The 25,693-nt window shown below is 32.9% G+C and carries 29 protein-coding genes and 4 pseudogenes; 9 read left to right on the top strand and 24 right to left on the bottom strand.

Annotated elements, in window-relative coordinates:
* Nucleotides 1-2: 2 nt before the first annotated feature.
* The gene (locus tag BHU68_RS06330) at nucleotides 3-1,340 is read right to left on the bottom strand and encodes a TldD/PmbA family protein (RefSeq protein WP_069470715.1); all 1,338 of its coding nucleotides are present in this window, start codon (nucleotides 1,338-1,340) and stop codon (nucleotides 3-5) included.
* Between the two features lie 148 nt (nucleotides 1,341-1,488).
* Here BHU68_RS06330 and BHU68_RS06325 point away from each other — a divergent pair, with 148 nt between their 5' ends.
* Both BHU68_RS06325 and BHU68_RS06320 read left to right on the top strand, forming a co-directional pair.
* Nucleotides 1,489-1,743 (top strand): type II toxin-antitoxin system Phd/YefM family antitoxin, encoded by a 255-nt coding sequence (locus BHU68_RS06325; protein WP_069470716.1) that lies wholly within the window; start codon nucleotides 1,489-1,491, stop codon nucleotides 1,741-1,743.
* Nucleotides 1,740-2,000: a Txe/YoeB family addiction module toxin gene (locus tag BHU68_RS06320; RefSeq protein WP_069470717.1), complete on the top strand. Its 261-nt coding sequence runs from the start codon at nucleotides 1,740-1,742 to the stop codon at nucleotides 1,998-2,000. Before BHU68_RS06325 ends, BHU68_RS06320 begins: the two co-directional genes overlap by 4 nt.
* Before the next feature lie 112 nt (nucleotides 2,001-2,112).
* On the opposite strand, the gene BHU68_RS06315 is transcribed toward BHU68_RS06320, so the two are convergent.
* The 3 genes from BHU68_RS06315 to BHU68_RS06305 form a co-directional block, all read right to left on the bottom strand.
* Nucleotides 2,113-3,489, bottom strand: coding sequence for an RCC1 domain-containing protein (locus BHU68_RS06315; RefSeq protein ID WP_069470718.1), 1,377 nt, complete (start codon nucleotides 3,487-3,489; stop codon nucleotides 2,113-2,115).
* 303 nt (nucleotides 3,490-3,792) lie between these two features.
* A complete protein-coding gene (locus tag BHU68_RS06310) occupies nucleotides 3,793-5,190 on the bottom strand; it encodes a TldD/PmbA family protein (protein WP_069470719.1) in 1,398 nt (465 codons plus the stop codon).
* Between the two features lie 136 nt (nucleotides 5,191-5,326).
* Entirely contained in the window at nucleotides 5,327-6,508 is a 1,182-nt protein-coding gene (locus tag BHU68_RS06305) for a hypothetical protein (RefSeq protein WP_069473723.1), read from the bottom strand.
* A 95-nt stretch (nucleotides 6,509-6,603) separates the two neighbouring features.
* Between BHU68_RS06305 and BHU68_RS16345 the strand changes: the two are divergent.
* Both BHU68_RS16345 and BHU68_RS16880 read left to right on the top strand, forming a co-directional pair.
* Nucleotides 6,604-6,735, top strand: a pseudogene (locus BHU68_RS16345) (UvrD-helicase domain-containing protein); the annotation flags it as partial.
* Between the two features lie 29 nt (nucleotides 6,736-6,764).
* Complete coding sequence (locus BHU68_RS16880) at nucleotides 6,765-6,929, top strand: RnfABCDGE type electron transport complex subunit D (protein WP_141698875.1); 165 nt, start codon at nucleotides 6,765-6,767, stop codon at nucleotides 6,927-6,929.
* Nucleotides 6,930-6,971: 42 nt separating this feature from the next.
* Here BHU68_RS16880 and BHU68_RS06300 read toward each other — a convergent pair whose 3' ends face one another.
* Nucleotides 6,972-7,922 (bottom strand): general glycosylation pathway protein, encoded by a 951-nt coding sequence (locus BHU68_RS06300; protein ID WP_069470721.1) that lies wholly within the window; start codon nucleotides 7,920-7,922, stop codon nucleotides 6,972-6,974.
* A gap of 210 nt (nucleotides 7,923-8,132) precedes the next feature.
* On the opposite strand from BHU68_RS06300, the gene BHU68_RS06295 reads away from it, so the two are divergent.
* A complete protein-coding gene (locus BHU68_RS06295) occupies nucleotides 8,133-8,438 on the top strand; it encodes a hypothetical protein (RefSeq protein ID WP_069470722.1) in 306 nt (101 codons plus the stop codon).
* Between the two features lie 75 nt (nucleotides 8,439-8,513).
* Here BHU68_RS06295 and BHU68_RS06290 read toward each other — a convergent pair whose 3' ends face one another.
* Together BHU68_RS06290 and BHU68_RS06285 are read right to left on the bottom strand one after the other, a co-directional pair.
* Nucleotides 8,514-8,795, bottom strand: a complete 282-nt coding sequence (locus tag BHU68_RS06290; RefSeq protein WP_069470723.1) for a hypothetical protein — start codon at nucleotides 8,793-8,795, stop codon at nucleotides 8,514-8,516.
* Nucleotides 8,782-9,489 (bottom strand): annotated as a pseudogene (locus BHU68_RS06285) (AAA family ATPase); the annotation flags it as partial. The gene BHU68_RS06290 and the pseudogene BHU68_RS06285, both read right to left, overlap by 14 nt.
* Before the next feature lie 63 nt (nucleotides 9,490-9,552).
* Here BHU68_RS06285 and BHU68_RS06280 point away from each other — a divergent pair.
* Nucleotides 9,553-11,475 carry a UvrD-helicase domain-containing protein gene (locus BHU68_RS06280; RefSeq protein WP_069470724.1) on the top strand — a complete coding sequence of 641 codons (1,923 nt, stop codon included), beginning with the start codon at nucleotides 9,553-9,555 and terminating at the stop codon, nucleotides 11,473-11,475.
* A gap of 211 nt (nucleotides 11,476-11,686) precedes the next feature.
* On the opposite strand, the gene BHU68_RS06275 is transcribed toward BHU68_RS06280, so the two are convergent.
* From BHU68_RS06275 to BHU68_RS06255, 7 genes and pseudogenes are all read right to left on the bottom strand, one after another.
* Entirely contained in the window at nucleotides 11,687-11,881 is a 195-nt protein-coding gene (locus BHU68_RS06275) for a hypothetical protein (RefSeq protein WP_069470725.1), read from the bottom strand.
* Between the two features lie 3 nt (nucleotides 11,882-11,884).
* Nucleotides 11,885-12,547, bottom strand: coding sequence for an AAA family ATPase (locus BHU68_RS06270; protein WP_069470726.1), 663 nt, complete (start codon nucleotides 12,545-12,547; stop codon nucleotides 11,885-11,887).
* Between the two features lie 54 nt (nucleotides 12,548-12,601).
* A pseudogene (locus BHU68_RS18305) lies at nucleotides 12,602-12,748 on the bottom strand (hypothetical protein); the annotation flags it as partial.
* Between the two features lie 25 nt (nucleotides 12,749-12,773).
* Nucleotides 12,774-13,151 carry a hypothetical protein gene (locus BHU68_RS06265; protein WP_069470727.1) on the bottom strand — a complete coding sequence of 126 codons (378 nt, stop codon included), beginning with the start codon at nucleotides 13,149-13,151 and terminating at the stop codon, nucleotides 12,774-12,776.
* Between the two features lie 66 nt (nucleotides 13,152-13,217).
* Nucleotides 13,218-13,310, bottom strand: coding sequence for a M48 metallopeptidase family protein (locus BHU68_RS18300; protein WP_445082213.1), 93 nt, complete (start codon nucleotides 13,308-13,310; stop codon nucleotides 13,218-13,220).
* 27 nt (nucleotides 13,311-13,337) lie between these two features.
* Nucleotides 13,338-13,736 carry a YchJ family protein gene (locus BHU68_RS06260; protein ID WP_069470728.1) on the bottom strand — a complete coding sequence of 133 codons (399 nt, stop codon included), beginning with the start codon at nucleotides 13,734-13,736 and terminating at the stop codon, nucleotides 13,338-13,340.
* Between the two features lie 63 nt (nucleotides 13,737-13,799).
* The gene (locus BHU68_RS06255; protein ID WP_069470729.1) at nucleotides 13,800-14,915 is read right to left on the bottom strand and encodes an ABC transporter permease; all 1,116 of its coding nucleotides are present in this window, start codon (nucleotides 14,913-14,915) and stop codon (nucleotides 13,800-13,802) included.
* Between the two features lie 30 nt (nucleotides 14,916-14,945).
* Between BHU68_RS06255 and BHU68_RS06250 the strand changes: the two genes are divergently transcribed.
* A complete protein-coding gene (locus BHU68_RS06250) occupies nucleotides 14,946-15,572 on the top strand; it encodes a phosphoribosylanthranilate isomerase (RefSeq protein WP_069470730.1) in 627 nt (208 codons plus the stop codon).
* A gap of 1 nt (nucleotide 15,573) precedes the next feature.
* Nucleotides 15,574-16,125: a carboxymuconolactone decarboxylase family protein gene (locus tag BHU68_RS06245; protein WP_069470731.1), complete on the top strand. Its 552-nt coding sequence runs from the start codon at nucleotides 15,574-15,576 to the stop codon at nucleotides 16,123-16,125.
* Between the two features lie 61 nt (nucleotides 16,126-16,186).
* Here BHU68_RS06245 and BHU68_RS06240 read toward each other — a convergent pair whose 3' ends face one another.
* From BHU68_RS06240 to BHU68_RS06205, 8 genes and pseudogenes are all read right to left on the bottom strand, one after another.
* Nucleotides 16,187-17,158, bottom strand: coding sequence for a DNA cytosine methyltransferase (locus BHU68_RS06240; RefSeq protein ID WP_069470732.1), 972 nt, complete (start codon nucleotides 17,156-17,158; stop codon nucleotides 16,187-16,189).
* Nucleotides 17,158-18,179, bottom strand: a pseudogene (locus BHU68_RS06235) (HindVP family restriction endonuclease). Before BHU68_RS06235 ends, BHU68_RS06240 begins: the two are co-directional and overlap by 1 nt.
* A 120-nt stretch (nucleotides 18,180-18,299) precedes the next feature.
* On the bottom strand, nucleotides 18,300-19,049 hold the full coding sequence (locus BHU68_RS06230) for a hypothetical protein (protein WP_069470733.1): 750 nt from the start codon (nucleotides 19,047-19,049) through the stop codon (nucleotides 18,300-18,302).
* A 4-nt stretch (nucleotides 19,050-19,053) separates the two neighbouring features.
* Nucleotides 19,054-19,878, bottom strand: coding sequence for a sigma factor-like helix-turn-helix DNA-binding protein (locus BHU68_RS06225; protein ID WP_069470734.1), 825 nt, complete (start codon nucleotides 19,876-19,878; stop codon nucleotides 19,054-19,056).
* A gap of 52 nt (nucleotides 19,879-19,930) precedes the next feature.
* Nucleotides 19,931-21,301 (bottom strand): exodeoxyribonuclease I, encoded by a 1,371-nt coding sequence (locus tag BHU68_RS06220; protein ID WP_171899624.1) that lies wholly within the window; start codon nucleotides 21,299-21,301, stop codon nucleotides 19,931-19,933.
* A gap of 151 nt (nucleotides 21,302-21,452) precedes the next feature.
* Nucleotides 21,453-21,716, bottom strand: a complete 264-nt coding sequence (locus tag BHU68_RS06215) for a hypothetical protein (RefSeq protein ID WP_069470736.1) — start codon at nucleotides 21,714-21,716, stop codon at nucleotides 21,453-21,455.
* Nucleotides 21,709-22,209, bottom strand: a complete 501-nt coding sequence (locus BHU68_RS06210) for a HEPN domain-containing protein (RefSeq protein ID WP_069470737.1) — start codon at nucleotides 22,207-22,209, stop codon at nucleotides 21,709-21,711. The genes BHU68_RS06215 and BHU68_RS06210 overlap by 8 nt, the downstream gene beginning before the upstream one ends.
* Complete coding sequence (locus tag BHU68_RS06205; RefSeq protein WP_069470738.1) at nucleotides 22,206-22,715, bottom strand: hypothetical protein; 510 nt, start codon at nucleotides 22,713-22,715, stop codon at nucleotides 22,206-22,208. Before BHU68_RS06205 ends, BHU68_RS06210 begins: the two co-directional genes overlap by 4 nt.
* Before the next feature lie 24 nt (nucleotides 22,716-22,739).
* On the opposite strand from BHU68_RS06205, the gene BHU68_RS06200 reads away from it, so the two are divergent.
* Nucleotides 22,740-22,970 (top strand): hypothetical protein, encoded by a 231-nt coding sequence (locus BHU68_RS06200; protein WP_069470739.1) that lies wholly within the window; start codon nucleotides 22,740-22,742, stop codon nucleotides 22,968-22,970.
* 402 nt (nucleotides 22,971-23,372) lie between these two features.
* On the opposite strand, the gene BHU68_RS06195 is transcribed toward BHU68_RS06200, so the two are convergent.
* A complete protein-coding gene (locus BHU68_RS06195; RefSeq protein WP_069470740.1) occupies nucleotides 23,373-24,614 on the bottom strand; it encodes a caspase family protein in 1,242 nt (413 codons plus the stop codon).
* 78 nt (nucleotides 24,615-24,692) lie between these two features.
* Complete coding sequence (locus BHU68_RS06190) at nucleotides 24,693-25,640, bottom strand: caspase family protein (protein ID WP_069470741.1); 948 nt, start codon at nucleotides 25,638-25,640, stop codon at nucleotides 24,693-24,695.
* Nucleotides 25,641-25,693 lie beyond the last annotated feature (53 nt).

The following is a 25,693-nucleotide window of genomic DNA, read 5'->3' as shown; positions in this document are numbered from 1 at the left end:
ATTTAAAGCGTAAAAGTAAAATCATCAACCAAGGCACCGGGCAACCGCGCACTACTAGTTGAACGTTGATAATAGGTATCATTATCCATAATAAAATCACGTTCTTGAGTTAATCCTATGAGTTGTTCGCCAAGAATTCTATATAAGGTTTCATCAAAGCGCATTACGTTCAGCGGCGCGACAATTTCACCTTTTTCTACCCAAAAAGTAGCAAATCGTGTCATGCCAGTCATTCTACATGCTGGTTTGTCTGAGTAGTTTAAATACCATAAGTTATTGATATAAATTCCAGTATCTAATTGACTTAGAATGTCTGCGTTTGCTAAGTTGCCAGCGGCTAAGTCTAATGATATTGGTGCTTCTTCATTATTAGCTCCATTGGTAATAACATTATATTCTTTAGCTGAGCGCGGTGATATTAGGGCTGATTTATGAATGCCTTTTTCTATTAAAGTGATTTCTGCTGGTTTTATAAAACCTTCTGATTGAAAGTTGGGAGCAATTCCTTGTTTAGTATTTTCAATCAAAGTGATGCTTGGATCTAAATTTTGATCTGTTAGCATTCTTAATAAGGCACTATTTTTGGTTTGTTGCGATTTTAAACCAAAACCACCCCAACTTAATAATTGTAAAATTTCATGTAATGCCGCTGGTGATAGATAAACTCGATATTTACCGGGTTTGATGGTGCGCGATTTACGCTTTAAAATTTCTAACTGTTGTAAACCTTCATTAACTTTGCTTTGAAAACTAGCATTATTCCAATCAAAACCAGCATAAGCTGATTTCACTGCTTTATCTTTATCATAATACAACGTAAAATCAAGATTAAAGTTATTACAACTATACCAATTGCGTTGCCCAAAGGAATTAGCAAAACCATGAAAAATTCCGCCTGCGGCATAAATACCTACAAAATCATGCGCTTGAATTTGGCTGTAAATTTCATTTACAACTTCATTAGCTGCTGGTAATTGGTTGTTTGCAATTGATTCGCTGGAATTAATTTCAGTTGCATATAATAAATAAGGATCATCTGGAATATGAGGCAATTTCTCACGTAAAGCGGATAATACGCTAGTGATTCTGGGTTTATCAGTTTCCATATCGCCACTAAGTGCGACTTTTCCAGTAGCATGACGCTGATTCTGAATCAGATCAATATTGATATAAGCCTGTTGAACATTACCGGGTTGACGAATTTTGCCCTTATTAAAGCGTACAAAATCTGATTTTTCAGCGGCAAAATCACACAAATAAACTTCATTAGCTTGCAATTGTTGATCAATAAAATCAGCTAATTTATAGAAATAATCTTGATATTTTATGATGTCGTGCATTGTTATAACAAATGGTAGTGGTTGCCCTTACTCTAACATAGAAAAGGCTTGTTGAATAGTGGATATGAATTCAATTTACAAATACAACTTGCTTATATACAATCCCTGTAGTTATAATGGGTTTATTTGCTCAACATAAGGAAAAATTATGCAAGTTATTTCAGCAAAAACGGCTCAACAAAATTTAGACAGTTTGTGTGAACAAGTTTATCAAAACCATGAACCTTATATTGTTAATAGAAAAAATAATCACAATGTCGTGATATTATCATTAGATGATTACAACTCTTGGACTGAAACAAATTATTTGTTATCAAGTCCTTATAATGCCGAAAGGCTATTAAACTCTTTAAAAAAAGCTCGTGCTGGAGAAGTTTTTGAACGGGAATTGCTCGAAGAATGAATCTATTGTTTACTGAAGAATCTTGGGAAGATTATCAATATTGGCAACAAACTGATAAAAAGATACTGAAAAAAATTAATCAACTTCTCAATGCAATTAAAAGAGACCCTTTTGATGGAATAGGTAAGCCAGAACCTCTAAAATACCATTTAGATGGTTGTTGGTCACGACGTATAACAGAAGAACATCGACTTGTTTATGAAGTGATAGATGAGACAATAAAAATAATTGGTTGTAGATTTCATTATAAACCATAAATTATCATCCTTTCAGACCTGACAGGTTTTAAAAACCTGTCAGGTCTTGAGAGGACCAAAAATATTTTTAGGCAATAAAAAACCCGCTTTAGCAGAGCGGGCTTTTTTGGAGCTATTCTTTTTCAGTATCTGAGCAGCTTGTTGTTTCTGTTCTTTGGGTAATTTCAAATATTGGGTATTTTATATGTCGTTGTCTCAGAATTATGTCTTTGTATAAAACTATTTTTCCTGTCACTGTTCCGCCTCCTAAATTTACCTTTCTTGCTACTTTCAGACAAGGTATTTCTAGTTCACTTGTCTTGGAGATATATTTGATATATTTGGTGGTGTCTTTGTCATTGTACATTTTAACCAGTTTTAGACTCCAAGGCAGTAATTCAAATCTTTGTTTGCCTTTGTTTTCTAATTCTGCTTCAAATATTGCTTTTTCGTCTGTTTCTTCTAGTGTGAAGTCATCTACAAAAGTTATCAATATTGCTGATAATGTTAGTATTTTTGTGTCTGTATCGTAAAATGCTAGCTCTTCTAATTCTAGTGGTGGTTCTTCTGTTTCTTCACATTTACTTGGATCTTCTTCACATTCCTTTGGTGGATCTGTTGGATCTGTTGGATCTTCTTTGGGTTTTAAAACAGTTATATCAGGCGGACTAGCTCGACCATCAGTATTAAAACCCCAGCAATGTACTGTGCTGTCATCTAATCTAACAGCGCAGCTATGTTGATAACCAGCAGATACTTTGGAAAACTTACCACTTGGTGTGCTAGCTTGGCTATAATTATTATAACCCCAACAATCTATTGTGCCATCAATTTTGACTCCGCAAGCATGATCAGTACCTGCACTGATTTGGGAAAATTTTGCCCCATATTCAGGGTTTGTTTGACCATAGTTATTTTTTCCCCAACAAGCAACTGTATTGTCAGTTCTTAAACCACAACTATAAGCATTGCCGACAGTGATTTGAGTAAAAGTCCCTTTTGGTGGTTTGCCTTCACCAGAAGAATTTAGACCCCAGCAAACTACTTTTCCATCAGTTTTTAATGCACAATTATGATAAAGACCAGAACTTAATTGGGAAAATTTGCCCTTTGGAGGAGTTGCTCTACCAGAATGATTATGACCCCAGCACTTAATGCTTTCATCATCCTTTATAGCGCAGCTATGATTGTAGCCAGTACTGACTTGAGAGTAACTTCCACCCGGTGAATTAGCTTCACCATATCCATTATAACCCCAGCAAGTTAGTGAGTTATTTTTTAAGATACCGCAGGTAGTATTATAATAGTTACTGATTTGTAAAAATTTTTCATCAGGGGCATTTTTTTGACCATAAGGATTTGCACCCCAACAAATAACTGTACTATCATCTTGAATTGCACAAGAATGTACATTACCAGCAAATATAACCAGTGGAGAATCAGCGTAGGATAAATAAGGTAAAAGCAGCAATAATGTTAATGCTAAGCCTTTTGATATTAAGTATTTCATATAAAAATTATTTCCTGTTTGATAAAAAATATTATGTTATCATAATATGATCCTGTTAGGAAAATAAAACTTTTATATATTAATTATAAGTGGATATTAATTCAAAGTAAGCCCTGAAGGGGCGAAATATTATAGCCTAGGGCAACGCCCTAGGAGAAGGTATATTATATAACCAAGCCCTGAAGGGGCGACATAAACATAATATTGTCTAATTATTTCGCCCCTTCAGGGCTAAACATATAATATACATAATCCCTAGGGCGTTGCCCTAGGCTATATTATATCGCCCCTTGAGGACTTGGATTACACGGCTCCTCCAAAAACATCAATATTAGAAAACAGGCAAACTGGCGAAGCATGACCTACTCTAATAACTTGATTAGGTTCACCTTTTCCACAATTAGCAACTCCCATAACTTTAAAAGTATCAGCATTACCTACCATTTTGAGATTGCGCCAAAAATTGGCAGAAATACCACGATAATTAGGGTTTTTGACAATTTGGGTTAATTCACCATTTTCAATCAATTGTGCGCGTTCGCAACCAAATTGAAACTTATTACGTGAATCATCAATTGACCATGATAAATTGGTTTGCATAAAGATGCCGCGCTCAACTGAGCTTATAATATCATTAAAACTACTATTGCCAGCTTCTACATTAAGATTTGCCATACGATGAATAGCTGGGCGATTCCAAGAACATGCTCGTGAATTCGCTACATTTTCACCACCTAATGGATTGACTAAGATTCCTTTATCAATAATAGTTGTTTTCTTCGCCGCTGAACCTTCATCATCAAAACCATAACTAGCGATTTCTTCAACTATAGTTGGATCATAAGTAACATTTAATAATGGCGAACCATATTGATAATTACCAAACATATCTAAATCAACAAAACTAGTTCCAGCATAATTGCGCTCATCACCTAAAATTCGATCTAATTCTAAGGGATGTCCAATAGATTCATGAATTTGCAACATCATTTGATCAGGAGCTAAAACTAAATCCATATTATCAGTTGGACAATTAGGAGCGGCTAATAATTGCAAAGCCTCATCAGCTAATTGTGTGCCTTTACCAACAAAACCAATATGATCCAATAATTCCAAACCACCCTGTCGCCCAGATTCACCAAAGCTACGATATTGAGTATCAACACCATGATTTGCAGTAACTTGCAGAGAAGGAATCAAATATTCTTGCTCATGTATAATTTCGCCACCAGCATGAGTTAAATATAACTGTTTAGTCGTGATAGAATATAAATAAGCTTGAGAATCAACGATTTTATCATTGTGATGACATTGACGAGATTCCTCTAATAACAAATCCAACTTATCAGCGGTGCTAACACTATTCCACGACTTTTCAACCGTAGAATAATATTCACCTTGCTCATGCGACATCTGAGAAAAATGAATCAAAGACTTATTACGGCTCAATTCAGCCCATTGTTGCGCCAATTTAATCGCATTACGCAAACCTTGCTCAGATAAATCACTAGTTGCCGCATAACCTAAACCGCCCTTATCCATAATGGTAAGCATAACGCCACTATCATGACTATTAGAAGGAGCTTGAACGATATTTTGTCGAACTGAAAGTATTTCAGACTGTTCTTCTACATAACGCAAAGAACAAAAATCTACATTGGGGAGAATTTTATGAAAACGATCTTTTATGGTGTTGTACATTCTGATGATTTATAATGAAATTTCGTAGGTTGGGCTGACGAAAGGAAGCCCAACGCGAATCGTGATTGAATTGTTGGGCTTCCTTTCGTCAGCCCAACCTACTTATTTTCAAAGGTTAATAGCGCAACAAATACTGTTATTCATTAAGTAGAATTTGTAAAAGTTTTGCTTTCTTCTCTTTTTCTTGCCGTTCTTGTTCAAGTAGGGTTTGTAAAATTTTTATTTTCTGTTCTTTTTGTTGCTGTTCTTGTTCAAATTGATCAAGTTCGCTTTGTAAAATTTTTACTTGGTTGTCTTTTTCTTGTTCAAGCTTAGCAAGTTGAGATTGTAAAGCTGTTACTTGATTGTCTTTTTCTTCCTCAAATTTAGCAAGTTGAGATTGTAAATATTGTACTTGATTCTCTTTTTCTTGTTGCTCTTGCTCCAATTGAGATTGTAAGGTTTTTACTTGCTTCCCATTTTCTTGTTGTTCTTGTTCAAGTTGAGATTGTAAATCTTTTAATTGATTGTCTTTTTCTTTTTGTTCCAATTTAGATTGTAAGGTTTTTACTTGATTATCTTTTTGTTGTTCAAGCTTAGCAAGTTGAGATTGTAAATCTTGTACTTGATTTTCTTTTTCTTCTTCAAGCTTAGCAAGTTGAGATTGTAAATCTGTTACTTTATTCTCATTTTGTTGTTGCTCTTGTTCCAGTTTAGATTGTAAGGTTTTTACTTGTTTCTCATTTTGTTGTTCAAGCTTAGCAAGTTGAGATTGTAAATCTTGTACTTGATTTTCTTTTTCTTCTTCAAGCTTAGCAAGTTGAGATTGTAAATCTGTTACTTTATTCTCATTTTGTTGTTGCTCTTGTTCCAGTTTAGATTGTAAGGTTTTTACTTGTTTCTCATTTTGTTGTTCAAGCTTAGCAAGTTGAGATTGTAAATCTTGTACTTGATTTTCTTTTTCTTCTTCAAGCTTAGCAAGTTGAGATTGTAAATCTGTTACTTTATTCTCATTTTGTTGTTGCTCTTGTTCCAGTTTAGATTGTAAGGTTTTTACTTGTTTCTCATTTTGTTGTTCAAGCTTAGCAAGTTGAGATTGTAAATCTTGTACTTGATTTTCTTTTTCTTCTTCAAGCTTAGCAAGTTGAGATTGTAAATCTGTTACTTTATTCTCATTTTGTTGTTGCTCTTGTTCCAGTTTAGATTGTAAGGTTTTTACTTGATTATCTTTTTGTTGTTCAAGCTTAGCAAGTTGAAATTGTAAATCTTCTGACTCACAAGCAGTTAAAAAAAATATTAAGAGTGATAATAGCAGTATTTTAGAATAGGATCGTTTCATATTAATGATTTAAGTTGAATAAATAATATTATATTATACTATATAATAGCAAAATTCATTCTCATTTTATAAAGATTTATTATAGTTTTCCAGACATGACACAATCTAATTTACTAAAAACCCTAAATAAAGCACAGCGCGATGCTGTTACTGCTCCATTGGGGCATCTTATGATTTTAGCTGGAGCTGGTTCTGGAAAAACTAAAGTCCTTACTAATCGTATTGCTTAGTTAATAGAAACTGGAATGCTTATGCAGTGGCTTTTGCGGTATTGTTGATGAATATGGCTGCTCCTACTATAGAACAAGCATTAATTTATTTATTTGCGTACCAAAGATCAAAAACCTTGGAATTTGTAGAAGCAGATTGTTTTCAACATACCACTCCTATTAAAGTGCCAGCTCGCACATTTTTATCATAGTTAATCTGATATTATTTTTCTGGAGCTTTGGCTCCAGAATCTTTAATTTTTATTTTTTTTCAATATACTTTCAGCTTTAGCACCTAAATATACATAAATTCCCAATCCTATAAGTAAACCTACAGCTGCAAACATCATCCAGACAGCAGGAATTATCGCATTATGGGAATCACTAATAGCCGCTTTAAACATGGTTAGCAAACTTTCAATAGAAACTGCAATTAGAATTGCAGCTATAAAACGTGTTATTGTGCGGCGCGTTGAACTATGCCTAAATATATCTTTGTGCATAAGCACTTCTTCTTCCAGAATGGTTTTTCCTAGATCAAATACTGCTAAGGCTAAGGTTAAAAATATAATAACATGAAATGGTTTTAGATAATTTGACTCATGAGTAGAAATTATTATCTCCCAAATTTCATGAAAGGCTGACCATAATAAAAGCAGTACAACCCCAAACAGTCCAAAGCTAATGACTGTATAAATTAATTTAAAAAATGGATGAAAACGAAGCCTTAGACTATCTCCCATCAGAAATTCTATAACTTCATTCAGATCAAAATCTACTACTAAATAATCTCCTGAACATTCCTCTGTTTTACCAGTGCAACGCACAATAGCGGAAATACAAAGATTACGACTAGCATTTGATAGATAAGGTTTACTAATAATGGCGGGTTGATCTGATCTAATAGCCATTTGATAGTAAGGGCGCAGACTACGATCAGTACCTTTACTTTTTCTACCACGCAGAGATTTTCCTTGATTATCAATATTTTCACTGCTTTGAAAACCTTGATTGTCTAAGGTATAAATGACATCAACAAAGGGATATTTTTGTTCAATCGATTTAATTACTTTAGGTAATTTAGTCTCATCTGTAAAGATTTTCGTTTCAGCAATGCCAGTAATAATTGAAATTAGTAATTCCTCAATATCATTTTGCAATTCATGATAGCGTTCAATAACGCCAATATAAGACATTTTTGCCATATTTGTACCTGATTTTATAAAATTAGTAATATACTATATATAATATATATGTAGTTATGATGACATAAAGGTATAAAATGTACGAAATATCAGTTGTCAGATTTTCGTGCCCATAGTTTTACGATAGATAAAAAAATGGATATGTAAAAATAAATTTGATTAATAATCATATTTATATTATTATGTTCAATTTTGTTAATGAGAAATAATATGAAAAATACTTTTATTCTTAGTATTGTATTTACAGGGATGCTGTTTGTTGTAGCACCTGTTATTGGGTTTAATGACGTTCAAGCTAAAACTTGTAAACTCATTTCTGTTACTAGTAATATAGCACGTGCTATAAGCCTAAAAACTGCTAAACGACGCACTCGTAGTAAATGGAGTCGTAAAGTCAAAAATGTTTTTGGTTATCAATATAGCAGTTGGCAACTTGCCAAACACCGCAGCTACACAAAAACAAAGATAGCAGGAACTTGGCGAGTATTAGCCAAGGCTCGCCCTTGTAGGCATTAAAATGATTTGTTGGGCTTTCTATCGTCAGCCCAACTTACAGAAATAAAATGCCACAATCTAATTTACTTTACCTAATCAATCTTTTATTAATTTTTTTATACCTTGTAATAAAATATTAAAACTATGGGATTTATTAGTTCCATCTATTTTAAGATGTGGAGCTATAGCTCTTGAGCCGGCAACTTTTTGATATTTCTTTTTTGTTAGTTTATAAAGTTCTTCAGAGGGATTTGATAATTTATCGGGTTCTCTAAAATCTTGTTTTCCCTCAAAAACAATATATTTAACAGTTATACCATCTCTTTTGCAGAGGGTTCTTCTAATAAACATACTAAATATTTTATCATTTTGGATCAATATCTCCAAAAAATCCTTGTTTCCACAAATATCCCATCTGATCGCCTGCTTTCATATATGCAGTAATCTGTTCATCATCTTGAGCCCTTTTTACTTGAGTATAACCATTAGTTTTTTCTAACCAAAAAACCTCTTTTAATTCGGTTGCATTTAAAAAGTCAGGTGAATGTGTCGATACAAAAACTTGCCCGCCACGATCTGAGTATGAACGAAATTCTTCAGCCAATTCCCATAATAATTTAGGATATAATTGATTTTCAGGTTCTTCAACACAAAGCAATGGATGAGGTGTAGGATCATATAAAATAGTCAGATATGCAAGCATTTTTATAGTTCCATCAGAAACATATCTGGCTAAAAAAGGATCTTCAAAAGCACCATCTTGAAATTTAAGCAAAACACGCCCTTCTTCGGTTGTTTTAGATTCAACTTTTGATATTCCCGGAACTCGTGTTTGCAATAATTTTAATATATTTGAAAAAATTTTTGGATGATTATTGAATAGATATTCAATTACTAATGATAAATTTTCGCCTTCACGAGATAGATGTTCGGCAAATCCGGCTTCCTGTTCTGCACGTGCTTTATTGATATGAAAGTCAGAAATATGCCAATTTTCAATTAAATTACCAAGTGCAACAATAGCAGGAAATTTTTCAAACTGTGCAAGTCCTTTTATTGCTAAAATATCATTAGACTTTAAAGATTGTTGTTCTCTTTATTTACCTTACATTGAGTTTTTGATATTATATCAATAATGACACAATCTAATTTACTTAACACACTAAATAAAGCACAGCGCGATGCCGTGACTGCTCCATTGGGGCATCTTATGATTTTAGCAGGTGCTGGTTCTGGAAAAACTAAAGTCCTTACTAATCGTATTGCTTGGTTAATAAAAACTGGGCAAGCTAAATCTAACCAAATTTTAGCCGTTACTTTTACTAATAAAGCCGCTAATGAAATGCGTGAGCGTATTAATGTCTTATTAAAAGAACCTACACCGGGATTATGGGTAGGTACTTTTCACGGTATAGCGCATCGTCTATTACGCATACATTGGGAAGCGGCTCAGTTACCGCAAAATTTTCAAATTATGGATAGCGAAGATCAGAAACGTTTGCTGAAACAGGTGATCAGAAGTTTGGAAATGGATGATAAAGTATTCACCCCTAGAAAGGCGGCACATTTTATCAATGCTCGTAAAGATCAAGCTTTACGCGCAAAAGATGTAGTAGCAGATGATAATTATTCAAACAAAATGCTCAAAATTTACTATGCCTATGAAAACGCTTGTCAAACTAGTGGCATAGTAGATTTTGCCGAATTGTTGCTTAGAAGTTATGAATTATTACGCGATAATCCAATCTTATTAGAACAATATCAATCACGTTTTGAACATCTACACGTAGATGAATTTCAAGATACTAATACGATTCAATATCAATGGCTAGCCTTATTGCTAGGTAAATTTGGCAAATTATTTGTAGTATTTGATGATGATCAAAGTATATATGGCTGGCGTGGTGCCAAGATTGAAAATATTCAACATCTACAAAATCAGTTTGATAATATTAGCTTAATACGTTTAGAACAAAATTATCGTTCTACCGGTAATATATTAAATGCTGCGAATGCCCTAATTGCGCGTAATCAGGATCGTTTAGGTAAAGAGTTATGGACAAAAGATCACGCAGGTGAACCGATTTTCATATTCAAAGCTTACAATGAAACCGATGAAGCTCAATATGTTGCGAATAGAATTCGAGCATGGCGAGGTAGGCGACAAGATATTGCGATATTGTATCGAACCACTGCTCAATCGCGGGTATTTGAAGAATCTTTGTTACAAAAAGGCATTCCATATCGTATATATGGTGGCTTACGTTTTTATGAACGCCTAGAAATTAAAGACACTTTGGCATATTTACGCTTAGTGCAACACCCTCATGATAATGGGGCTTTTGAACGGGTGCTTAATACACCAAAACGTGGCATCGGTTTAAAAACATTAGGCATGATAAGAGAATTAGCCAATCAACAGACAATGTCATTATGGCAAGCAGCTCAGCATTTAATTGCAACTAAACAACTAAAAGCCAGAGCCGCAAGCAGCTTATTCAAATTTTTAGATTTAATAGAACAATTATCAAGAAAAGTAACTGATTTAAGCCTAGACAAAAAAATAGAAAGGGTAAAAATAGCCAGCGGCTTAATCGAACACTATAAAAAAGATACTAAACAAGATGCACAAAGACGCTTAGAAAATTTAGAAGAACTGACTAATGCAGCGCGTCAATTTGAAGAAAATAATCAAAATGTAACAGACATCTTAACAGCTTTTCTGGATCATGCAGCCTTAGAAGCCGGCGAACGTCAAAGCGGCAAATCCAATGACAATGTACAATTAATGACCTTACATTCAGCCAAAGGATTAGAATTTAAAGTAGTATTTATATGTGGCTTAGAAGAAGGATTATTTCCACACCAAAACAGCTTAGATGAGTTACAACTAGAAGAAGAGCGTCGCCTATGCTATGTAGGAATAACCAGAGCGCGTAATCACCTGCACCTATCCCACAGCGAAACCCGCTATCGTTATGGAACACGAGATGTCTGTAAACCATCAAGGTTTTTGAAAGAAATTCCGAAGGAATTGGTTAAACTTATTTTGAAGTAAAGTAAACTTGCAAAAAGCTAATAAATGGTCTTGAAGTTCCTAAACAGCTATTGAGGGTTTGTTTTGGATTTTTATTATATGATGCAATTAGATTATTATAATCAAAACGGCGTAGTGGATTTTTTTTCTTGTGGTTCTATGTGTTCAATATGGGAATTATTATCTTCTAATTTGCCTTCACAATAAGCACAAAGTTGTTGTTATTCCTGTCTTAAATGTTGGCGTAAATCTGGTTTGCAATGCAATTCATTCCAATTTGTATCCGCATTAAAGTCAGCAGTTTTTTTGGACGATTATCTGCGCCCATAATCTCTGTCAGAATCGAATTAACATCAACACTAGAAGGAGGAGACTGTGTGGCAATAAGAAGCTGATTATTTTTGCCAATATTTGCGTATATATTCATGACTTATTGTTGCCACGCTGGATGTAATGAAGTCTCTGGTTCATCAATTAAAATCATAGAATTGCGAGGTTCTAACATCATCAAAGCAACAACACGACCATATAATTGTTTTTCACCATCGCTAAGTTGATCAATGGTAACTAAATCACCTTTAATATTTTTGAAAACTGGACGATTAAAACGGTTTTTATCCAGATCGTGTAATGTTGTTAATAATTTTGTATTTCTAAAAGGTTTATTGAACTGAGAAATAGCTAAATTAGTGCGTTCTTCTGGATTGGCGAGGTGGCTTTCGCGCTCTATTGAAAGTATGTATTCTCTTATATACGTTTCTGTTTTTCCTAAAATATTTTCATCAATTAGGTTTAAGAATTGATAATTGGTATTAAGTTGTGAAGTTGGCTTGTATTTAAAAGTTAAATTAGCAGGAATGAAAATCAGTCTGGGATTTTCATTTTTCTTATTTATATCTGTTTTTATCTGTACTGAATCGCTTAAATCACCCTTAAAATACTGAAAAAATATTTCTAATAAAGTGGTTTTCCCGCAACCATTTACTCCAGCGATGACATTAATCACATTTTCACCATTTTCAGGTGGTTGGAAATTTATATCTAAATCTTTGAAAATGCGAAATTCTTTAATGTGGATGCTTTTAATATACATTAGTCATTATCTTCAGGTTTTTTTAAAATATAATTTATTTGATTTAAGCCGCTCTTAGTTGACTTCTTCAGCCTCTATAACCCAAGTGGACTTATTCCAACCCGTATAACAGTCAGAACCAGAATATTTCGGTGTATTACCCACCCAAATCCCTATCGTATGTGAACCAGCAGCAACACCTGAGCAATAACCTACAACAGTACGACTCCTGTGAGCTTATGCGAATTTAGGTATCTGTTTTTGCTTTATTAAAACTTAAAACACGACTCGGAATTTGACCGACATCTCTGCCGTCAATGGGATCGTTACCTGTGGCGTATGCAATTGTTCTAATCAAATTACCTGTCACCTCCAGCTTTGCCTTTGGAGTTGTCGTACCAATGCCAAGCTTGCCATCACTTGAAACATGAATCTTATCAGTCAACTTTGTTACCTTTTTAAGTTGTTCTGTTAAAGTTTGGATAAGCTTTTGTTGCGTGTTAATTGTCTGCCACATTTTACATTCAGTGACAGATGTACCACAATCTTCGATTGCATATATCTGTGGTGATAAAAATACTGCCAATAGTGTGGCAGTTAATGTGAATTGTTGTTTTTGTATCATAATTTATACTGAGATGTCTGTAAACCATCAATATTTTTGAAAGAAATTCCGAAGGAATTGGTTAAATTAGCTAATTAATGCTCCAATCTGATTTGGATGTATTAGATGAGCTAATTCATGAAAAATTACGTATTCTATACAGTCTTTTGGTTTTTTAATTTTAATTTCTGATTTTAAAAGCCTTCTTTAAACAACGCCACTCTCATAAACCCACCGATTCTCAAGTTTCAAAAACCTACTCTTCTCAACCATATCACCAGAGCTAAGTTTGGCTTTAAAAGTAACAAAAGCTTCTTCTTCACCATCAATAAATTCCAATATCTCTAATCCTAAAAATTGAGTATGTTTAGAAAAAGCATTAATACTCTCTTTCCAGCTTTTGGTATCAGCAGTATAGTCTGGGTTATTAGGATGGGTGGTTTTAATAATATATTTGCTATCTCCCGCAGCATAGGCTGAGTAACGAGACTTCATTAAAAGTAGTGCATTTTTAGGTAAAGCACCTTTGTGATATATGGCACAGCATTTTTTATACTTTTGGTTACTGCGACAAGGGCAAGGAGCATTTAGGCTTAGTTTTTTCATAAGAATATTATACTTTTTGAAAGAAATTCCCAAGGAATTGGTTAAATTAAATTCCAAAACTTTTTAACCAAATCGCCAACGCAATGCTAAATAAGCACTAATAAAAAAAATAAAGCTAACTATAAATAAATAAAATAAAGGTGGCCATAAATTACCCAAATCACGCTGCTTAAAAAATGATCTAACTAATGAAGTATTTCTAGTTTCAACCAAATTCAGTTCATTGTAACTATTTAAGTTAAATTTTAATTTTAATATTCCTCCCTCTGCATAAGCGTCAGTCGTTAAAATAGATTCAAATGCCCAACGCTGAATCGTAATTGCACTGAGACTATTCGCTAAATTAGACCAAATATGATTTTCTAAATCTACTTGAGGGCGTAATAATCCACCAAATAATAATTGTGGAATCATTAATAATGGTACCAATGTCAAAGCAACACGATAACTTTTTACGATTGATGAAATGAATAAACCTAGCGCAGCGGCGACAAAAGCAGCTACCCAAAGTATTAGCCAAATATATAAAATATAATGAAATGATAACTCTAATAATAAAGGAACTACTATTATAGATAATAATATTGTTTGCATCCCTAAAATCACAGTTAAAACAAAGAATTTAGCTGATAAATAAGGAAAAATAAATAAATATGAACGAATTTCTCTTTTTAACAAAGCCTGTTCAGTAACAATTTCTTTGCATGATCCCATGATACCAAACCAAATACTTGCTGCTACTAATAGAAAATAAACACTACCACGTCGTAAACTACCTATATTACTAATGATTGTATGCTTAGTATCAGTTAAAGCAAAATTAGGCAATTGCACTTTTTTCTTATTAAAAAAAGCTTTAATGGTAGTTTCAATATATTGATGTCGTAACACGACATTATATTGTTGAGCTAATGCTTTAGCGTATCTATGTAATTTATCAATATTGACACTTTTTTTAGCTTGTTGAAAAGGTGACTTCATAAGATCAAAATAATATAATACCCTGATTGCTTCATCATAATCATGATTATCACGTTCAAAATTATAAAACGCGACGATAATTAACATAGCAATTAAAGGTACTTGCAATATTATTAAGGCTAAATTCAGTTTATCAGCAAAAATTACCCTAAAATTACGTTGTATTAATACAAAAAATTGGTTTAATTGAATAAGCAAAAAAATATAATTCTAAATAGGAAAAATAAAATGACACGCACTCGTGTAAAAATTTGCGGTATTACTCGTGCAGAAGATGGAATTGTAGCTGCTAAATATGGTGTAGATGCTATTGGCTTAGTATTTTATGAAAAAAGCCCACGCGCTGTCAATATTGAGCAGGCACAAACAATTATTCAAAGCTTACCAGCTTTTGTCACAGTTGTGGGTTTATTTGTAAATGCTGAAGCTAATATGGTAAATAATATATTGGAAAAAGTACCAATAGACTTATTACAATTTCATGGCGAAGAATCACCAGAATATTGCAATAGTTTTAATAAGCCATATATGAAAGCCTTACGAATGCGCCCTAATATAGAACTTGAAACTGTAATTGCAAAATATCAAACAGCAAAAGCGATATTATTAGATAGCTATGTACAAGGCGTAAAAGGCGGCACAGGCACGATATTTGATTGGCAACAAGTACCCTCAAATTTATCCAAACCCATCATAGTAGCAGGTGGTTTAACAACAACTAATGTAAATGCAGCTATCAAAGCTTTAAATCCTTATGCGGTTGATGTTAGTGGCGGCGTAGAATCAGCAAAGGGTATTAAAGATAGTGATAAAATTGCTGAATTTATGCAAAGATTAATTTTATTAGGTAAATAACATGGCAAAAGAAACATTTAGTAGTTTTATTAAAAAAGCACAAAATTATGGAATTGGTGAATTCCTAGAAATTATGGGTGAATTAGCCCAAGAAAGTACCAAAAAGGGGCGTTTAACTCGTGTTACTAAGGAATTAATTACTCTAGGAATGGCTTTGCATAAACAATGTCATCGTTGTATTGATATACATACTACAGATGCACGTAAATTAGGTGCTAAGAACAAAGATATAAAACAAGTTCAAAAAATCGCTTTATTTATGAAAGCAACACCCGATAAAGAAGAATTATGGGAAGCTTGGCAAGAATCATGGGCTGAATTTTCATTATCTAAAGGTAGATTAGAACATCATGAACGCGAATTAATAGCTTTAGCAATTGGGCTAGTAATGCGTAATGAAAAGCAAATTACTTTACATGCCAAGGAAGCTTTAAAAAGTCATGCTTCTCCAGAAGAAGTATTTGAGGTTGTGCCAATCGCATTATTAATGGATGGTGCGCCTGTATTATCACAAATACCTGCTGTCGTTAAGGCTGTATCAGACACCAACTAAGTACAATTGGGCAACCATAAAAGATTGCCCATAGATTTAAAATTAGTTACTGATTCTATTTTTACTCCTGATGCAAGGCTTTATTAGGAATTTCAAATTGATTGATTGTATCGAATAGTGCTGGTTGGTTTTTTGAACCATGTTTTTGATAACTCTTTATTGCCTCTGCAACAAATTTAGCCAGTTTTACTGGTACAGCATTTCCTATCATTTGTTCTAAATTTGTTTTGGTTCCATTAAGCTTAAAATCTTTTGGAAATGTTTGCAGATAACTTCTTTCTACGGTAGTCAAAGGACGAATTGTATTAAGTTCTACTCCCTTTGGATCACAGGAATTTAATTTATATCCTTTAGGTATTGGTCGATTTACGCCTCTAACTGTTGGGCTAGGTTCGTCAATAGAAAAAACTCCTCTTCTATTATAATTTCTGGGGTGGCGATAATAATATTCTAGATCAAGATCATCGCCTAAATAATCCCTTATTGTCATTGGCTGATCAGATAGCATCTCTTTTAATATTTGATTTAATTGATTATGCTTATCGCCTAGATGTCCAATCAAAAATAATCTTGTTCTTGCTTGAGGGACATCACAATAAGAGGCATTTAAAATAACTGAAGAGAGTCCATAACCTTGATTAATAAACTGTTCAACAATATCTCGCAGAATATGAGTCTTTTTTATCTGTTCAACATTTTCCATTACAAACCACTTTGGCTTTACCGAACAAACTATATTGGCAAAATGATATGTAAGATCAGCACGACCAAGCGTAATATCACGTTTGCCGGCACTTGAAAAGTCTTGGCATGGAGGACCACCCATTATCAAGCTTGGTGAAAATTGAATTATTTTCTGTATAGCCTCATCTTCATCACTTAAATCTTGTAGAATAACCGGATGAGAAAAATTATCTTTATATACATCTAATGCTGGTTGCCAATTATCAATTGCAGCCACCACATCAAAGCCCGCCTGTTCAAATCCTAATGAGAAACCACCACAACCTGAAAAAAGATCAACACATCTCATTAAAACAGCTCCGGAGAGTTAAATATAATTGCATCAAAACGTCTTTCAGGACTTAAAAGATTTTGACCTCCGCCTAAAATTATATTTTTTATATCACTTTTAGTTATGATCGGATTTTTAAGGCGATCACAAGCCATATATTTATTAGTAATATTACCAGCAGAAGCAAATGCCTTATCATTTTTTGTGTTAAATGACAAAGTATCAATAATTGCTTTATGGTTAAATTTACCGTTATGTTTTATGTCTAGCAACATTTTGTATAACCATACTACTGTTCTAGTCTGACGATTTATTCCATTTGCATCTATATTTCTATTAGCTATTGAAGAAATGAAATAAGAGAAGCCTGCATTACTGCAAGCTTTGGTGATTTTCCAATGGTTTTCCAAATTGGTTGAATTAAAAATGAATGCTGTTTTTCTTCTAATGCGTATGATATTTGCTCTATAACGCTAATTATTTTATCTATTTTCTTTAATACAAAATGTGGAACAGACCAGTCTTTAATCATTATATCAGGAACAATATCCCCTAACTCATTGGAAAGACTCAATGCAATACTGCAAGCTAAATATACAATTGTATCTGGTCTGACTACAATTTCACTCCCATAATACTCATCATCCAGATTATAAGTAATGTTATCTGGTAATGCAGTAAGTTTGATTTCCAAACCTGATAAACATTGTCCGCTACTTTCTTTTTGTATCACCAAATCAGTTCTTGGCAGAGTACCAATAATGAATTTTTGATATGGAGTATGCTGAGACTCGAAAGCAAAATAAAGATCTGGATCTGATGGTTCAATTCCAAAAACATCATTTATTTCTATTGTGCTTGAAGAAAACTTACCATTAGTTATTGAGAGACTAATTGCATTAAGATTTTTTGATGCAAGATAGCAACACAAAGAAGCAGGAAATGATGAATTGAATTGGTTTTTGCCCCATGTTTCTTTAAGGCTAAAATCTCTATTAGATTTATTGATTCCGAAAAGGCTTGGTTTAATATCGTTCATAGTTTTATAGAGTCTGATATGAGACTAGTTAAAGCTGTATCAGACACTAAGTAAGGAATGAGAATTCAATCCCGAAATTAAACCTGACAGGTTTTAAAAACCTGTCAGGTTTGTCTAAAATTAAAAGTCAGCAATACCCGCCATAAAAATTTCCAATTGTTCAGCCAATTGTTCAGTTTTATAAGGATTATTTGGATCATCCTGTAACTCTAATAACAATGGTTTAATGATAGTCAAAGCATCCATCATTGCCTTTTTCATCTCATCATTAGATGAATATTTACTAGTTTCAAATTTTTGTAACTGTTTTACTTGTTTTACCCAAAAATCATTAGTTACTGAATCTATTTTTACTTGTTTCAGTAACAAAAACCACCGCCCTAATTCATATTCAATAGTCGAAGATGCTTCTTGCCCATTTATTCCAGCTTTAAAAGCTTGTGAGGCAGAAGAATGATCTTCATCATTAAAACCTAAATTGAAAATTTCCTTATCTTGGATAATACTATTGGTTGATGGTAAAAAATTTATCACAGCAACAATTAATACCATTACTGCCACAGAAGTAGTAATTAGCGGCTGCTGCCACATTGGTATTTGAAAATTCCACCATCTATTTCGAGTAGATGATGGTTCTGGCATAACACATGATGCAGTTTCTAACCAACTGTTATAACACTTAGAACAACGATTCAAATGCGCAAATATTTTTTGACGTTGTTTTTTTGTCACATTGTGGCTAACAAAGCTAACAATTTCTTCATCAGAAATACATTCTGTTATAGCTGACGATTGAGCTTGATGAGTGGCAATGCCAAGCAAAGCCACTCCACGTTCTGATTTTATTAAGTTTTCAATTTCATTATCCATCTCTCTATACACCCGCTTCTTTAAAGGCTTGGTTTAAACGAGTTAAAGTTTTTTTGATGCGTTTATCAACTTGACTAGCAGTCAAATTGACTATGGCAGCAATTTGTTTCATCGTTAAACCACTATGATAACGTAGCCGTAAAAGCATACATTCCTCTTCATTAAGACGGACATTTTGATCTAAAACGCCGATTAATTTATTCAATGGTTGGTCAACTTCATTAATATTACCATCAATTAATTGGCTTAGTGCTTGTAATATATTTTGTTCATCTAAGTCTTCCGTTTTATCTTGAACAACAACATTATCATCAAGAGAGACTTCATGATATTCTAATTTAGCAGGGCAATGGGCTATAACTGCATTTACAACTTCTTCAATTTTCCATCGTTCTCGTTTAGGTTCTAAAGTTAATAAAATTTCTACTACTTCACGTTTAGAATATTTACTTTTAACCAATAATTGATAACTGGTTTGATAAATAGAATCAATTTGATCGCGTAACCATTTATTAGGGCGTTGCTTACCAAATTTTTTATTCCAAAAGTCTGAGAATAAATTTAAACTAATTTTGGTAATAAATGCCTTAATATTTTTACCCTTAAATGCAGCGATTCTTTTCCAATTATCAGCTTCTAAAACATCTAATACGTAATTAGAAGCTTCTAGTTTTAGATTGGTATCATCAGGAAAACGTTTATCTGCCAATCTTTCAATATGCTTCCAATGATCAAAAACCGTTTGTTTAAGTTGGTCATTATTTGATGATGATGATGACTGATTTACTTTAAGTAAAAAAAATTGATAAATCCATCGAATTAAATACATTAGATATAAACTCCATTATTTAGCATAATAATATATATTATATTTATGTGTATTATGCAAGAAGTTTGACTAATTCCTCTAACAATGTAATTTGTTCTGCATCCAATTCAGTATTTTTTCTAAGGTCATCTATATCATTCATTGCTTGTGAAATTGTTAAACGCGGTTTACCAGTATAATCTAGTAAAGCATTTACTTCTGCAAAATCATTAGTCAACATGCTAGGCAATTTCTGATCAGCATAATTTCTACACAAAATACGACTTGCTAATTGTCGCATTTCAACATTTTCAAATTGGCTTACTAGTTCAATTCTTTTCTTAATCGAACTAGTGGCATGAAAACTTTCACATAAATTTTCTTCTGATTTCGATAAAAAGCCATTTTTATACAATGCAGCGTCAGAATCTAAATTTGCAATTTCAGGATAACGGAATTCACGATTATATTGGATAATTTCATTAAATAATCTAGTATTGGTTTGTAACCATTTAATATTTTTTTCAACTATTGCTTCTCTGTCTTTACTGATATGCTTCCAATATCGCTGATGTGGCGGTAATACAATATTAGGTTCACCATATTTTTTACGAATTACCCATGCTTTTTCAGGCAATGATTCTTGATCTAATCGCAACCAAAGTGTTTGTTTTTTATAAGCAATAGAATTGCCAATTAATAATACTGGAATTTGATATTTATTTGCTAAGCCAAATTGATTAGCAACCATCAAACCGATACGATTGCTACAAGCAATACTATGAAATTCAATCGGCATTTCAATAATGCGCATTGCATCAGTATCTTTATTAAAATACCCATCCAAATATTCCCACATTTTGGAATCTGTTAAAAATAAGCGTCGCGCCAATTCAGCAGTGGCTTCCACATCCACCATCGCATTATGTGCTTGCCCACTGCTGGTAAAATGGTTAAGTTTATTAAGATGTTCTAATTGTAATGAAATTTTACCATCACCATCTGCCCATTTAAAGACATCATTTTTATATAAAAAATACATAGTAACAATGGGCAACAAATCCATACGACGGCAAGAATTCTTATATTGATGAGTATAAGGAGCCAGCAAATTTCTATAAAAACAAAAACGTAAAAATTCATCATCAAATTTTAAAGTGTTATAACCAATACTAATAGTATTAGGTTGATTAATTAACCTATGTATTTTCTGAACCGCCTCAAATTCACAAATACCTTGTTGCATTGATTTAGCGATAGAAATACGATGAGTAACACTAGCTTGAGGAGAAGGAATAATATCGGGGCGTAATTTGACATAAAATTCATGCCGCTCAATTTCATTAAACCGAATATCAGTACGAATAGCGGCAAATTGTAAAATTTGATCAAAGGCTTTATTTAAGCCAGTAGTTTCTAAATCATAAAACAGATAAGTATTCATAATCATAGTCAATAATCGTAATTAGCCAATTTATTTATATCATTGTTAGTAAATATCATATCACCTAATCTTTGTCCAACCTCAAAAGAAATTCCTAAATGATTTTTTATTAATTGAAATTTGATTTGAGATTGAAGATAATAAAAATTAATTATTTTTGTTCAGTACAGCGGTTATGATCAAAATTAAAGGATTTAAAAAAAATATCATTATACAGCCACGGATAATATCCTACTTGTTCATAAATATAATCCCTTACTTTATTAGCTGAAATATTTGCAAGCATTTTAATAAATATAGGAAAATATTCAAGATCTTTTTCACAAAGAAGTCGATAAGAACGATTTTGATGAACATAATCTCCCCGTAAATCCAGCAAAGTATTAAGGCATATTATGGCTTGTTTATTATTCATACCTTGCCACTGCCAACTTGCAGCAAGTTCTTTTAAACCAATGCTCTGAAAAAAATAACATATTAACATTGTTAGCGCGAGAAGATTGAAAAGTTTCGATTCTTTGAGTTTTGTTTTCAGTTAAAAAATCTTGCCATTGATTAACTAATTTCCATACATCAGTCTTCCATTTTTCATGATGCCACAGTTCCTTATTTTTAATATCACTTTTTTTAGGTAACAGTTCTGCGGTCATTCTTCTTACATGTTCTGGAAAAATATCAATATTTGAGGAATTATTCAGCATAAAAGTAAAACTTTCATCTACAAGACTTTTTAGATATTGTTCCCAACAAGTGACTAGAAAAATTAGGCTACTTTTTAGAAGAATATAAGGGCTGTGATGACTACCAGCCGCCACTGAATCATCTTTGGCTGCTTGATAAAAAGCCATTAAGGCATCTAATTCTTCCAAATTTTTCAAAAAATTATTATAAGAACTTGACCTTTTCATAAGATACTATCACTCATAAATTTTTCACCTTTTTTAGTTAAATACAGAAAATTTTCTAACAAACTTGTTGTTGCTAACTTTTCTCTGATTATACTTTCAATTACGTGATTAAAAATCCGTTGTTCTTTGGGATTAAGTTGCCCAAATTGATTATTTAACCAGCGAAAAGTAATTGTTTTATCTTGGTTGGCTTTGAATTTGGCAAATATATCATTTCTTATTTTCTGTTTTGCATCACTAATATTAAAGTTTGGATACAGATAATCTTCGCCTTGTTGGGTTAGTTTGATCTGATAATGATCTTTCTCCTGCTTTTGAAACTCAATTAAATTTTCTGTTTGTAATTGCTGCATGGCTGATTCAAAAAAATCTTTGTGCTTCACATTCATCGAAAGATATGGAATTAGCCAAGCTTGCGGAAGAATATGATCTTTCTCAGCATTTACTTCACGAAATCTATCCATTATCGCTTGTTTTATTTTATTTGTTTCATTGTTAGTGAACATATCTTTTTTCTCCAAAAAATTAGTTTGCTAGTATATTTTATTCAGGCTTCTGGTGATAGTAAAAAAACTACTTTAAGTATTAGTGATAGGCGCGTTGCAATTTGTAAATATTTATTAGCTGATAGAGAGAATTTATTAATGGTGCCACTGCAAATTCGCTCTAAAGATATGCTTGAATTTGTATATGCTTATACTGATTTGCAAGCTAAAAAAGATAAAAAGATTAAAATTCTAGGTGGCAAAGTCTTGGTATAAATATCCAACGTTTAAGCTTGAAATAACCTAAACCATTAGGACTTTTTGCCTTAATTACTTCTATTGCCCCTGAAAGGGGCTAACATACCAGCCTAGGGCAACGCCCTAGGAATGATTTCAACAATTTGGTATTTTTGGATAATTTTCAGAAATTAATTCTCAAAAGTCACGTATTATGTATCGCCCTAAGAGGGCTAGAATTTGAATTAAATCCTACCTAGGGCGTTGCCCTAGGCTGGTATGTTAGCCCCCTTCAGGGGCAACTGATAAAATGGACAGGAATGAGAGTAAATAACTATGATTGGCGGTTCAATAATATTAGGAATAGCATTTTTGATCGCGATGCTATTTCTGATGATTAAACAAATACGCTTTGGGCAGCAAGCGGCTCATTTGTTTTGATTATCTTATTTCATATTCAATAGTCTTGATTAAGCTATTGTGTTTCTCCAATATTTGATGCAATTGTCGCAAGGCTGTTTGAGTATTTGTAGCAGCTAGATTTTCTATTTGCTCATATAATATATCTTGTATTGATTGTTTTTTGACTAATGTTGCTACTAAGGCATTATTTCCAATAGGTTCTACAATTTTCAACTCAAATCCCATAGTCTTTTTTGAAATGATAGTTGTTCCTATTGGCAAAGTCTTTTCTTTTGTGTATTGATTAGGAATTATACGAGTTATTTTTCCATGACTGTTTATATCCCATATAAATAAATATTGTTCTTCATTGCTAGGATTGTCAATTTTAATTTGCATGGATTCTCCTACTCTAAATTGTTGCTTTGGTAGGATTTGTATAGATAAGTATTTGCGTTGTTTGATCTTTTCAATTTCAATTGTATGTTGAGGTTGTTGAGTATTACGTCTGCCTTGGGTGTATATAGTATGAGGTTTTGTTGCTTCATCCATAATATGATGCCAGTCAGAATTTTTATTTAAACTGCTTATAAAAGCATGAGTAAATAATCCACCAGTATGGTTATTACCCCAAGATCGTTGTCCGGGTATCGAACTAGAAGCTATTATATAACCACGATAGTTTAAAAACAGTTTCCGATAGTTTTCTAGTTTTGGTCTGTTTCTAGTTGGACTTTTGCTGCTGGATATATTGCTTATAAAATTATTACAAGAGTCAGATAATACCATTAAAAAACGCGGTTTTTTCATACTCAATGTAGTAATAATTTTATCTAAATTTATAAGTTTATTATTTATTAGCATAGATGGCCATTGTGATCCTTTTTCCGTATTGGCACCATGACCAGAGTAATAAAAAAATACCACATCATTTGTTCCTACTCTAAGTTTATTTATAGCTTGAGTCACATTATCAAGATTGAGTTGATTTCCATAAATAGATTGGGGTTCTAATATCAGCCCAGTATTGCCTGCAATTGATTCTAATAAGCGGTTTATGTTCCTCATATCTATTTCAACACTTTCGCCTACTGTTTCATTATTGGTGTCAGCTATTATAATAGCGTGAAGAGTTGGAATAGAATCTGCTCTTGGATCAAGAGATTCTTCAAAGATTATCGGCTTTATAGAAATAGATTCCTCAGAATTCACATCTTTTTCTATACTACAAGCCGCTAATAACAATATGTTAAAAATGATAAAAGCAATTTTGTTAAGCATGGTCTTTTCCTATATAATTATTGTTCCAAAATCAGGCGAAATCCTATTACATTGAGATATCCTTGATCTCCGCATAGCTTATTGTTTGGACTCAGTTGCAAAGTAGTCTTGTAAATATGCTGGTATGTTATAAGTATCGCGTTCTACCAGTTTCATGATTGGTTGTTGTATTTGTTCACATCCATTAAAACAAAATGGATGATCCAATGCAACCTGCTCCAATCGCGGTATTTGCTTTCCACCAGTTTCTTTTTTAACCGCCACCCGGACTAGTCGGAACATTTCCTCAATTCTAACATTGGGTTTGACTAACTCTCGCTTCAAATGCTTAACATAAGGACTATTACGTCCTTTGCCATCTAAAGCTACATCATTGGGTTCTGTAGCATAGGCAATCAATGAACTACCCATAGTAGTTGATACCTCAGATAAACCTTCTACTTTCAAGCCTTTAGTTTTAAGTAAGGGCGAATCACGACAGGCATCCAAAATTATTATATTCAAATCATTTCTAGCCATTTTCATTGTGTTTAATACATAATCAAGATTAACCGTATTATTTGGTAAATCGTTAGGAACGTGGACGGATGAGGTGGCACCAATGGGCAACAGATAATTTTTTCTTGAATATTGCATTCCATGCCCAGAAAAATAAAATAAGCCTACTCCACCACTATTGGATAGTCTTCTACCAAATTCTTTAATAACACATCCCATCTCATCCAGTGAAAGATTTTTTCGTTTTGTTACTTCAAAATTCACTTGTTCTAATGCTGTTGCCATATCGTCAGCATCATTGCCCGGGTTATTCAAGGGGGCGGTTCTATAATTATCATTACCAATTACTAAAGCCATTCTTCGTGATGGAAGTATCTGTACGCCCTTAGATGTGCTTTGACAAGAGAAATCTTGGGGAATATTTACAGGTTTATCTGGTTTATCTGGAACTGGTGGTTTTTGTTCTGTTGTTTTACAGGCACTTAATAGTGCTAATAAACATACAAAATATATATATATAATTTTCATGGATTTTGCTCCTTAATGTATAAAAAACTCTTAGTACAGGAATGTTGTTAAAA

Origin of the sequence: Candidatus Marithrix sp. Canyon 246 (genome assembly GCF_001723685.1) — a bacterium.
GTDB lineage: Bacteria > Pseudomonadota > Gammaproteobacteria > Beggiatoales > Beggiatoaceae > Marithrix.
This window is presented reverse-complemented; position numbering and strand designations above follow the sequence as displayed.